10 protein-coding genes and 3 pseudogenes are annotated in these 9462 nt (G+C 69.5%); 9 read left to right on the forward strand and 4 right to left on the reverse strand.

Annotated features, from left to right (window positions below):
• A pseudogene (locus F3J14_RS35930) lies at positions 1-155 on the forward strand (response regulator); the annotation flags it as partial.
• 68 nt (positions 156-223) lie between these two features.
• On the opposite strand, the gene F3J14_RS31390 reads toward F3J14_RS35930, so the two are convergent.
• Both F3J14_RS31390 and F3J14_RS31395 read right to left on the reverse strand, forming a co-directional pair.
• Positions 224-1270: a UDP-glucuronic acid decarboxylase family protein gene (locus F3J14_RS31390; RefSeq protein ID WP_166726248.1), complete on the reverse strand. Its 1047-nt coding sequence runs from the start codon at positions 1268-1270 to the stop codon at positions 224-226.
• Positions 1270-2586: a glycosyltransferase family 1 protein gene (locus tag F3J14_RS31395; protein WP_166726240.1), complete on the reverse strand. Its 1317-nt coding sequence runs from the start codon at positions 2584-2586 to the stop codon at positions 1270-1272. Before F3J14_RS31395 ends, F3J14_RS31390 begins: the two co-directional genes overlap by 1 nt.
• A 243-nt stretch (positions 2587-2829) precedes the next feature.
• Here F3J14_RS31395 and F3J14_RS31400 point away from each other — a divergent pair, with 243 nt between their 5' ends.
• From F3J14_RS31400 to F3J14_RS31430, 7 genes are all read left to right on the forward strand, one after another.
• Positions 2830-3237: a BON domain-containing protein gene (locus F3J14_RS31400; protein ID WP_166726241.1), complete on the forward strand. Its 408-nt coding sequence runs from the start codon at positions 2830-2832 to the stop codon at positions 3235-3237.
• 26 nt (positions 3238-3263) lie between these two features.
• Positions 3264-4292, forward strand: a complete 1029-nt coding sequence (locus F3J14_RS31405) for an SDR family oxidoreductase (protein WP_166726242.1) — start codon at positions 3264-3266, stop codon at positions 4290-4292.
• A 39-nt stretch (positions 4293-4331) separates the two neighbouring features.
• Positions 4332-4631 carry a DUF2795 domain-containing protein gene (locus F3J14_RS31410; RefSeq protein ID WP_006754831.1) on the forward strand — a complete coding sequence of 100 codons (300 nt, stop codon included), beginning with the start codon at positions 4332-4334 and terminating at the stop codon, positions 4629-4631.
• 82 nt (positions 4632-4713) lie between these two features.
• Entirely contained in the window at positions 4714-5280 is a 567-nt protein-coding gene (locus F3J14_RS31415; RefSeq protein ID WP_166726243.1) for a hypothetical protein, read from the forward strand.
• Between the two features lie 128 nt (positions 5281-5408).
• Positions 5409-6266, forward strand: a complete 858-nt coding sequence (locus F3J14_RS31420; RefSeq protein ID WP_166726244.1) for an SDR family oxidoreductase — start codon at positions 5409-5411, stop codon at positions 6264-6266.
• A 28-nt stretch (positions 6267-6294) separates the two neighbouring features.
• Positions 6295-6906: a DUF4142 domain-containing protein gene (locus F3J14_RS31425; RefSeq protein WP_166726245.1), complete on the forward strand. Its 612-nt coding sequence runs from the start codon at positions 6295-6297 to the stop codon at positions 6904-6906.
• Positions 6907-6965: 59 nt separating this feature from the next.
• Entirely contained in the window at positions 6966-7577 is a 612-nt protein-coding gene (locus F3J14_RS31430) for a DUF892 family protein (RefSeq protein ID WP_166726246.1), read from the forward strand.
• Positions 7578-7675: 98 nt separating this feature from the next.
• On the opposite strand, the pseudogene F3J14_RS31435 reads toward F3J14_RS31430, so the two are convergent.
• Both F3J14_RS31435 and F3J14_RS31440 read right to left on the reverse strand, forming a co-directional pair.
• Positions 7676-7963, reverse strand: a pseudogene (locus F3J14_RS31435) (divalent metal cation transporter); the annotation flags it as partial.
• Positions 7960-8631, reverse strand: coding sequence for a UdgX family uracil-DNA binding protein (locus F3J14_RS31440; protein ID WP_166726247.1), 672 nt, complete (start codon positions 8629-8631; stop codon positions 7960-7962). The gene F3J14_RS31440 and the pseudogene F3J14_RS31435, both read right to left, overlap by 4 nt.
• 231 nt (positions 8632-8862) lie before the next feature.
• On the opposite strand from F3J14_RS31440, the pseudogene F3J14_RS31445 reads away from it, so the two are divergent.
• A pseudogene (locus tag F3J14_RS31445) lies at positions 8863-9341 on the forward strand (response regulator).
• The last annotated feature ends 121 nt before the right edge of the window (positions 9342-9462 follow it).

Below are 9462 nucleotides of genomic sequence, written 5' to 3' on the forward strand. Positions count from 1 at the left end.
CGCGCGACCTGCGCGTGCTGGCCGTGACGGCGCACGCGGGCCCCGCCGACGAGCGGCGCGCGCTCGAAGCGGGTTTCGACGCCTTTCTGTGCAAGCCGGTCGACGTGCGCGAGCTGGCGCACAAGATCGCGCATGCGACGCCGCGCGACAGCTGACGCGTGACGCGCATCGGCCGTCGCGGCAGCATGCGCCGTGACGCCGGGTCAAGTCATCGCATTCCTCCTCATGTCGCCGCCGCCGGCCGGTTTCGCGCGCTGATCTGCGCGAGCATGTGCGACGCGATCCGCGTGCTGCGCACGAGGTCGCCCGGCTCATGATGCACCTCCTGCCGATGGATGAAATACCGCGCGGTATGCGCGAGCCCGGTCGCGAGCGGCGTCGTGGCGCGCCAGCCGAGGCGCCGGTGCGCGACGTCGAGATCGGGCCGCCGCTGGCGCGGATCGTCGGACGGCAGCGGGCGGAACTCGATCGCGACCGTCGCGCCGACGATCCTCACGACCTCGCGCGCGATATCGATCATCGCGATCTCGTCGTCGCTGCCGAGGTTCACCGGCTCGCACGCGTCGCCGGGTTCGTCCATCAGCCGGATCAGCGCGTCGACCATGTCGTCGACATAGCAGAACGAGCGCGTCTGCCGGCCGTCGCCGTAGACGGTCAGCGGCTCGCCGGCCAGCGCCTGCGTGATGAAGTTCGACACGACGCGCCCGTCGGCCGGATGCATGCGCGGCCCGTACGTATTGAAGATGCGCGCGATCCGCACGTCGACGCCGTACTGCCGGTGATAGTCCATGAACAGCGTTTCCGCGCAGCGCTTGCCTTCGTCGTAGCACGCGCGCAGGCCGATCGGGTTCACGCGGCCGCAGTAGTGCTCGTCCTGCGGGTGCACGTCGGGGTCGCCGTACACCTCGCTCGTCGACGCCTGCAGGATGCGCGCCTTCACGCGCTTCGCCAGGCCAAGCAGATTGATCGCGCCGTGCACGCTGGTCTTGGTTGTCTGCACCGGGTCGCGCTGGTAATGCACCGGCGACGCGGGGCAAGCCAGGTTGTAGATCTCGTCGACCTCGACGTACAGCGGAAACGTCACGTCGTGCCGCATCAGCTCGAAGTTCGGCGTGTCGAGCAGGTGAGCAATGTTGTCCTTCGTCCCCGTGTAGAAATTGTCGACGCACAGCACGTCGTGCCCGGCCGTCACGAGGCGTTCGCACAGATGCGAGCCGAGAAAGCCGGCGCCCCCGGTGACGAGGACGCGTTTGCGATCGTAGCCCTTCATCATGCATTCTCCTTGCGGTGCGCGAGGCCGCCCGGCGCGGCGGCGACGGGCGTGTGCCGGCCGCTGGCCGCCGTGCCGGCGCGCTGCGGATGCGCGACGTCGCAATAGATGTCGACGAGGCGGTCGGTCACGCCGCGCCACGTATAAAAGCGGTGCGCGCGTAGATAGCCAGCGCGGCCGAGCGCGTCGCACAGGTCGGGCCGCGCACGCAGCTGCATGAGCCGCTGGGCGAGCGCGGCCGGATCGCGTGGCGGCACCAGGTAGCCGGTGACGCCGTCGTCCACCGTGGTGCGGATGCCGCCGACGTCGCTGCCGATCACCGGCGTCGCGCATGCCATTGCCTCGACCGGCGTGATGCCGAACGGCTCGTACCACGGCGTCGTCACGAACACGTCGGCCGCGCTGTAGTACAGGTGCAGCACCTCGCGCTCGCGCCGGCCGACGAAGATCACGCGTTCGGCGATGCCGGTGTCGTGCGCGAGCGCGGCGAGCCGCGCGAGTTCCGGATCGCGTGCCGGATCGGGCGTTGCCTGGCTGCCGCCGACGATGTAGAGCCGCGTCGGCCGCTGCGGGTCGCGCGGCATCCGCGCCAGTGCGTCGATCACGGTATCGATCCCCTTGCGCGGCACGAGCCGCCCGAGCTGCAGCACGGCGAACGCATTCTGCGGCCAGCCGAGCCGCGCACGCGCGTCGGCACGCGGCACCGGCCGGAATTCGCGCACGTCGAACCCGCACGGCACGATCTCGATGCGCGCGGCTTCCGCGTGGTAGTGCGTGGTCAGGTCCAGCGCGTCCTGCGGGGATTCGGCGATCAACCGGTCGGAGCAGCGCGCGAGCGTGTCCTCGATCGCGAAGCGTTCATCGGGAAAGCCGTCGGCCGCGCCCTGATGCAGCCGCCGCACGCGGCCGAGCGCATGGAACGTCGTGACGAGCGGAATGCCGAGACGCTTCTTCACGTGCAGCGCGGCCTCGCCCGACATGAAGAAGTTCGCGTGCATCACGTCGACCGGATCGGGTTCGCGCCGCATGCGCGCGATCATGTGGTCCGCGAACGCGCCCATGTACGGCAGCAGCCGCTCCTTCGGCACGTCGACGGGCGGGCCGGCCGGCACGTGGATCACGCGCATGCGCGAGCCGATCTCCACGACTTCGGGCAGGTGCGGATGGTCGCAACGCGTGTAGACGTCGACGTCGAGGCCGCGCTCGGCCAGCTGCTTCGCGACGTTCGCGACATAGACGTTCTGCCCGCCCGCATCCACGCCGCCGATCACTCCCAGCGGCGACGCATGTTCACTGATCAACGCAATTCTCTGCATGGTGTTGCTCCGGTGGTCGAGGCCCGCGCCGACGGGCCCCGTTGCGTCCCGATTCGGCAATCGGCATGCCCGGGGTTTTGCGCGCGAAGCCGCCCGCCGGTGCGCCGAAAAAATTACAACGCGTTGGATGAAAGGGCGTCCGATCGGCGTGCCGCGCGCCCATGCGGCGTACTGCGCGCGGCACGCGATTTGCGCCATGCGGCTACCCGCCGGCCATGCCGGCCCCCACGAAAGGAGGTCACGATGAAGGTATTCCCGCTGCAAGCCCGCGCACCGCGCGTCCGCCGTCATCCCGCGACGCGCCTCGGCATGGCGGTCGCGATCGCCGCGGCTGCCGTCTGCACGGCCGTCGCGCCGAACGTGTTCGCCGCCGGCGACGACGGCGCGTCATCATCATCCATGTCGTCGTCGACGCATACGAGCACAGGCGCGAAGATCCGCGACGCGACCATCACGACCAAGGCCAAGGCCGAGCTGGTCGGCACGAGCGGCCTGTCGGCCGGCGACATTCACGTGAAGACGCGTCGCGGCGTCGTGATGCTCACCGGCAGCGTGCCGGACGAACAGCAGCGCACGCAGGCGGTGAGTGTTGTCAGGCAGATCGAAGGCGTGCAGGACGTGCGCGACCAGTTGACCATCCGCCCGAAATAATCGCGTCCCGTGAAAGGAGTCCCCTGATGAAGTGCATGCTCAAACCGGTCGGCGAGCAGACGATCGTGATCACGGGCGCCACGAGCGGCATCGGCCTCGTCACCGCGCGCAAGGCGGCACGGCGCGGCGCGAAGCTGGTGCTGTTCGCGCGCAACGAGGACGCGCTGAACACGCTGTGCGACGAAATTCGCCAGCATGGCGGCCTCGCGGTGCCGGTTGCCGGCGACGTCGGCAATGTCGAGGATCTGCAGCGCGCGGCCGCGAAGGCGGCCGATACCTATGGCGGCTTCGACACGTGGGTCAACAACGCGGGCGTGTCGATCTTCGGCACGGCGGCCGCGGTGCCGCTCGAGGATCAGCGCCGGCTGTTCGACACCAACTACTGGGGCGTCGTGCATGGCTCGCTCGTCGCATCGGACCATTTCCGGCGCAAGAGCGATTTCCACGGCGGCGCGATCATCAACATGGGCAGCGAGGCGTCCGACGCACCGGTGCCGCTGCAAAGCGCGTACGCCGCATCGAAGCACGCGGTGAAGGGCTTCACCGATTCGCTGCGGCTCGAGCTGGAGTCGGATCACCTGCCGGTGTCCGTCACGCTGATCAAGCCGGCCGCGATCGACACGATGTTCGTGATGCACGCGAAGAACTACATGAACGTCGAGGCGAAGCTGGCGCCGCCGATCTACGACCCGGACCTCGTCGCCGACGCGATCCTGTTCGCGGCCGCGCATCCGCGCCGCACGCTGTTCGTCGGCGGCGCCGCGAAGTTCGCGTCGGCCAGCGCGTACCACGCGCCGCGGCTGTTCGATCGCGTCGCGGCCACGCTGTTCTCGCGCGGCCAGCGCACGGTGCGTCCCGCGCGGCCGCGCGACGACAACGCGCTGTACGAATCGCGCCACGCGTTGCACGAGCGCGAAGGGATGGAGGGGCACGTGCTGCGCGGTTGCGCGTACAACGCGGTGGTGCAGCGGCCGAAGGTCGCCGGTGCGATCGCGCTGGGCGCGGCGGCGCTGGCGGTTGCCGCATTCGCGCGCGCGCGCCGCGCACCGACGTAATTGCGTGCCTTTCCGCTATTTCATTCGAAGGAGGTTTCCATGTCATCCCGACAACATACGGGCCACGAATACAGCCACTCGCGCGCGAACGAAGGCGAGCGGGTGCAGCAGGACCACGACAAGGGCGGCCACCAGACAGGGCACGGCAAGGCTCCCAGCCCCGTCGACGTGCAGAAGGCGCTGAAGGGGATGGACTATCCGGCCAGCAAGGCGGACATCGTCGAGTGCGCGGAACGCTCGCATGCGGATCCGGGTGTGCTCGACATGCTGCGGAAGATCCCCGATCGCGAATACGGCACGCCCGCATCGGTATCGAAGGAACTCGGGCGGCTGATGTGAGCGCTGCCGCGTCGCGCCGTGCGCGCCGTCGCGTGCACGGCGCTTCATCATCACCGTCACCGTGACGAGGAGGAGCATGAGCATGGCGATGATCGTCGCAGGCCGCTTCACGACCTTCGATGAAGCGGAAGGTGGGGCGCGCCACCTTTACGAGCGCGCGTTCGGCCCGGACGACGTGTCGATCTTCTTCCTGAACCCGGGCGGCCAGCACGCGCGCTTTCCGATCGGCGGCGACGTGTATGCCGATACGGCCGCGAAGCCGGGCGGACGCGGCGCGATGGTCGGCGCACTGCGCGGGCTGCTGATCGGCGCGGTCGTCGGGATGATCGTCTATGCGGTCGGCGTGCGCTACTGGTTCGTGCCGGCCGCCGGCGCACTCGCCGGCGCGTATCTCGGCGCATTCGGCGGCGCGCTCGGCCGGATGCGCGGCCAGCAGGCCGAAGGCAAGGGCACCCTCGCGCATACCGAAACGGGCGTGATCCTGGCCGCGCGCGTGACGGCGACGACGGCGGCCGCCGCGGAAGACGTGCTGCGTGCGACCGGCGCGCAATCGATCGAGCGCGTCGAAGGCGACTGGCAGGACGGCCAGTGGCGCGACTTCGATCCCGTGCGCCGGCCGGACGGCACCACGCAGGGCAGCCCGCGTTGAGCGCGCCGTTTCTGCACACGCTTGCAATGCGGTGCGCGGCTCGGGCCGTGTAAGCCTGCGCGGGCCGGTGCGCCGTGCGCGGCACGCCGTTTGCGACGTGTCGCCGGCACCCGTTCAAGGAGGAACTCATGACCACGGCAAAGACCCCGCCGCCCCAGAAGCAGACGCAGCAGCCGGGCCGCGAGCGGGACATGCATCCGAAGCCGCGTGACGAGGCGGCCGATTACGTCGGCAGCGGCAAACTGGCCGGCAAGGTCGCGCTCGTGACGGGCGGCGACAGCGGGATCGGCCGCGCGGTCGCGATCGGTTTCGCGAAGGAGGGCGCGGACGTCGCGATCGTCTACCTGAACGAATCGGACGATGCCGCGCATACGAAGCGCCTGATCGAACAGGCCGGCCGGCGCTGCGAGGCAATCGCGTGCGACATCGGCGAGCGCCGCCAGGCGCGCGATGCCGTGGCGCGCACGGTCGAAAAGTTCGGGCGGCTCGACGTGCTCGTCAACAACGCGGGCGAACAGCATCCGCAACCCGGCATCGAGGACGTGAGCGAAGAACAGCTCGAGCGCACGTTCCGCACCAACGTGTACGGGATGATCTTCTGCACGCAGGCGGCGCTGCCGCACATGAAGCACGGCGGACGCATCGTCAACACCGCGTCGGTCACTGCCTATCACGGCAGCCCGAAGCTGCTCGATTACTCGGCGACCAAGGGCGCGATCGTCGCGTTCACGCGCTCGCTGTCGATCGAGCTGGCCGAGCGCGATATTCGCGTGAACGCCGTCGCGCCGGGGCCGATCTGGACGCCGCTGATCCCGTCGACCTTCAGCGCCGAGGAGGTGGCGAAGTTCGGCTCGAACGTGCCGCTGAAGCGGCCGGGGCAGCCCGACGAGCTGATCGGCTGCTACGTGCTGCTCGCGTCGGAAGGCGCGAGCTACATGACGGGGCAGACATTGCATCCGAACGGCGGCTCGATCGTCGGCGGCTGACGGCTCCCACCACGCAAGGAGAAAGCGCATGAAGCAACCCAACTGGACGATCGCGGCGCTCGCCGCGGGCGTGCTCGCCGTGTCGGGACTCGCGCACGCCCAGATGCCGAGCGAGCCGCCCGCATCGAATTCGCATGTGCCGCGCGGCGTGATCAACCCGTCGTCGGGCACCGCCATGGGCGACGCCGGCATGGCGAAGGCGCCGCAGGGCGGCGACGCGGAATTCATCGACAAGGCCGCCATGGCCGGCAAGGCCGAGGTGCAGGCGAGCCAGCTCGCGTTGAAGCAGGCGCGCTCGCCGGACGTGCGCGCGTTCGCGAAACGCATGGTGGCCGATCACGGCAAGGCGAATGCGAAGCTCACCGAGATCGCCGCGCGCAAGGGCATGAAGCCGCAGGTCGAGCAGATCGCGGATCCGGACGTCGAGGCGCTGCGCGGCAAGAGCGGCCGCGACTTCGACACCGCGTATGTCGCGGCGGCCGGCCCCGACGCACACCGCAAGGCGGTCGCGCTGTTCGAAGGCGAGGCGCGCGACGGCAAGGACCCGCAGCTGCGCGCGTTCGCTCAATCCACGCTGCCGACGCTCAAGCATCACCTGAGCATGGCGGAGACGCTCCAACGCAAGGTGGGCGCGCAGTAACGCGCGCCCGGTTCAACCCCAGGGCCGCGTGGGCGGCCCGCTTTTTCGGAGAAGCAGTCATGGCCCAACGGCAATCGAAGCACGAAGGCATCCTCGAACTGCTCTGCCAGGCATACGAGACCGAGCTTGGCGGGGCGAAGATCTATGAGGCCGCGATCAAGTGCGCGACCGACGCGGACCTGCACAAGGAATGGGAGAAGTACCACCGCGAGACGATGCATCACCAGGAGGTGCTGCGCAAGGTATTCAAAACGCTCGGTCTCGATCCGGACACGCAGTCGCCGGGGCGTGCCGCGGTGGCGGCGACCGGCAAGTCGCTGGTGCAGGTGATCGAGCAGGCGAAGAAGCAGGCCGACCCGGCGGTCGCGCAGGTCGTCGCGGCCGAATGCGTGGTGCTCGCGGAAACCAAGGATCACCTGAACTGGGAGCTGATCGGCTATGCGGCCGACCAGTTGCGCGACAGCGACGCGGCGAAGGCGCTGAAGGCCGCGCACGATGAGGTCGAGGCCGACGAGGACCATCACCTGTATCACACCCGCGGCTGGGCGCGCGAGATGTGGATCGAGTCGATGGGCTTCAAGGCCGTGCTGCCGCCGCCGGAGGAAGTGAAGAAGGTCGAATCGGCGGCGGATGCGGCGCGTGCCGAACGTTCGCGCGGCAAGATGATGTAACCGCGCCGGGCCGGCAACCGGGCCGTGCCGCACGCGCGGCGCCCGGTTGGCCGGCTTTTTTACTCCGCGCTTTTCATTTTCGCTTCAACGGTTGCGCACGCAACTACATCGTCACGCTCAGGTTTGGCGCGTCCGATGAACGCCGACGCGAGCTGCACGGTCACCATCATCGGCAGCGCGACGACGGGCATCCACAGCATGTGGAAGCCGAACTGGCTGCCGGCCTGCGCATAGACCGCGACGTTGCTCGGGGCGGCGTCCGACGCGCCCGCAAGCAGGCCTGGGCCGAGGCGCCTGTACCACGGCTTCGCGGCGGGCACGGCGGGCGCGGCGGCAGCGGTGGCACCTGTGTCGCGCGACGCGTCGTCGCCGCGCAGGTCGCTCATTCGGCGTCTCCCCGCGCGCCGTGCGTGCCGCCGCTGCCGCTGCCGCTGCCGCTGTCGCGCGCGAGGCGCGACGCGGTGCGTAGTGCGTCGACGAGCGTCCGGTACGCCTGCTCGCGCGAATCGGCGCCGCGCGTGCGCAGCACGTAGGACGGGTGATAGGTCGCGACGACGAGACAGCCGTCGGGCGAGCGCACCGGCTTGCGCGTGCGCTCCAGCGTCGCGTCGTTGTCCTGCAGCACGGCACGCAGCGCCGTTGCACCCAGTGCGACGATCACGCGCGGGCTCAGCGCGGCGAGCTCGCGTTCGAGCCAGTAATGGCACGCGGCGACCTCGCGTTGCGCGGGCGTCTTGTGCAGCCGCCGCTTGCCGCGCAGTTCCCACTTGAAGTGCTTGACCGCGTTGGTCACGTAGACGCTCGCGCGCTCGATGCCGGCTTCTTCCAGCGCGCGGTCGAGCATGCGGCCCGCCGCGCCGACGAACGGGATGCCCGTGCGGTCTTCCTGATCGCCCGGCTGCTCGCCGACCAGCATGATGCGCGCGTTGGTGGGCCCCGCGCCGGGAACCGGCTGCGTCGCGTGTTCCCATAGCCCGCAGCGGCGGCACGCGTCGAGCGTGGCCGGTGCTTCGTCGTCGGCCGCGGCGGGCTTCGCGGGCGCGTGGCGTGTCATGCGGGTCCTCCCGCGCAGGCTGGCGCCGCGCCGGTGTAACGGTGGGTTCGCCAGCGGGCTAAAGGCGGATCGAAGTCCTTGCCGGGTCGGAACATCGGCGGTGCGCGCATCGACGGCTCCCCTATCGACGATATCGCCGACCTGCAGCAACCGGCATGCCGCATGCAGGCGATATCTGCGACATGGGCGCGCAGTTTGCGCCGCGGCCGTCTCCGATTAGGGAGAAACGCGATGCAAACCATCCCCGGTGACGATCCGGCGGCCGACGACGTGCTGTTGTGGCGCGCGCCCGATAGCGTGCCGCGCTGGCCGCGCCGCATGCTGGTCGTCGACGACTATCGCGACGCGGCCGATGCGCTGCGGTTGCTGCTCCAGGCGCGCGGTTTCGAATGCCGCGTCGCGGACGATCCGTTCGCCGTCTGCGATCTCGCGCGCGACTGGCAGCCGTTCGCAATCGTGCTGGAGACATCGCGATGCCGGGCCTCGACGGCCTGAAGCCCGCGACGCGGCTGCACGGCGACCCGTGCACCGGCGACATGCTGCTCATCGCGTGCAGCGCATTCGCGTCGCAGAACGATCGCGAGCGTGCGCGGGACGCCGGCTTCGACGCGCACTGCGCGAAGCCGCTGACGCCGCACCGGCTGCTGCGTTATCTGGAGGCCGCCTACGGCGGCGCGCGGCCGGACGCGGGCGTTACACGGCGCGTGTAAAAAAACCGCGTCGGCGGGGCGGTTGCGTAACCGGCTGAATCGATGTTTATCGTTTGGTAACAAGCCCTCACGATACGGGGTGTAAATTCAGGAGTGGATGAAATGAGTCAGCCATTCCGAA

The organism is Burkholderia sp. Tr-862, from assembly GCF_011753085.1.
Taxonomy (GTDB): Bacteria; Pseudomonadota; Gammaproteobacteria; order Burkholderiales; family Burkholderiaceae; genus Burkholderia; species Burkholderia ambifaria.

What these genes read in the sequence shown, in the direction of transcription:
- F3J14_RS31390 (WP_166726248.1), bottom strand. Translation starts at nt 1,270, where the DNA reads ATGAAGGGCTACGATCGCAAACGCGTCCTCGTCACCGGGGGCGCCGGC.
- F3J14_RS31395 (WP_166726240.1), bottom strand. Translation starts at nt 2,586, where the DNA reads ATGCAGAGAATTGCGTTGATCAGTGAACATGCGTCGCCGCTGGGAGTG.
- F3J14_RS31400 (WP_166726241.1), top strand. Translation starts at nt 2,830, where the DNA reads ATGAAGGTATTCCCGCTGCAAGCCCGCGCACCGCGCGTCCGCCGTCAT.
- F3J14_RS31405 (WP_166726242.1), top strand. Translation starts at nt 3,264, where the DNA reads ATGAAGTGCATGCTCAAACCGGTCGGCGAGCAGACGATCGTGATCACG.
- F3J14_RS31410 (WP_006754831.1), top strand. Translation starts at nt 4,332, where the DNA reads ATGTCATCCCGACAACATACGGGCCACGAATACAGCCACTCGCGCGCG.
- F3J14_RS31415 (WP_166726243.1), top strand. Translation starts at nt 4,714, where the DNA reads ATGGCGATGATCGTCGCAGGCCGCTTCACGACCTTCGATGAAGCGGAA.
- F3J14_RS31420 (WP_166726244.1), top strand. Translation starts at nt 5,409, where the DNA reads ATGACCACGGCAAAGACCCCGCCGCCCCAGAAGCAGACGCAGCAGCCG.
- F3J14_RS31425 (WP_166726245.1), top strand. Translation starts at nt 6,295, where the DNA reads ATGAAGCAACCCAACTGGACGATCGCGGCGCTCGCCGCGGGCGTGCTC.
- F3J14_RS31430 (WP_166726246.1), top strand. Translation starts at nt 6,966, where the DNA reads ATGGCCCAACGGCAATCGAAGCACGAAGGCATCCTCGAACTGCTCTGC.
- F3J14_RS31440 (WP_166726247.1), bottom strand. Translation starts at nt 8,631, where the DNA reads ATGACACGCCACGCGCCCGCGAAGCCCGCCGCGGCCGACGACGAAGCA.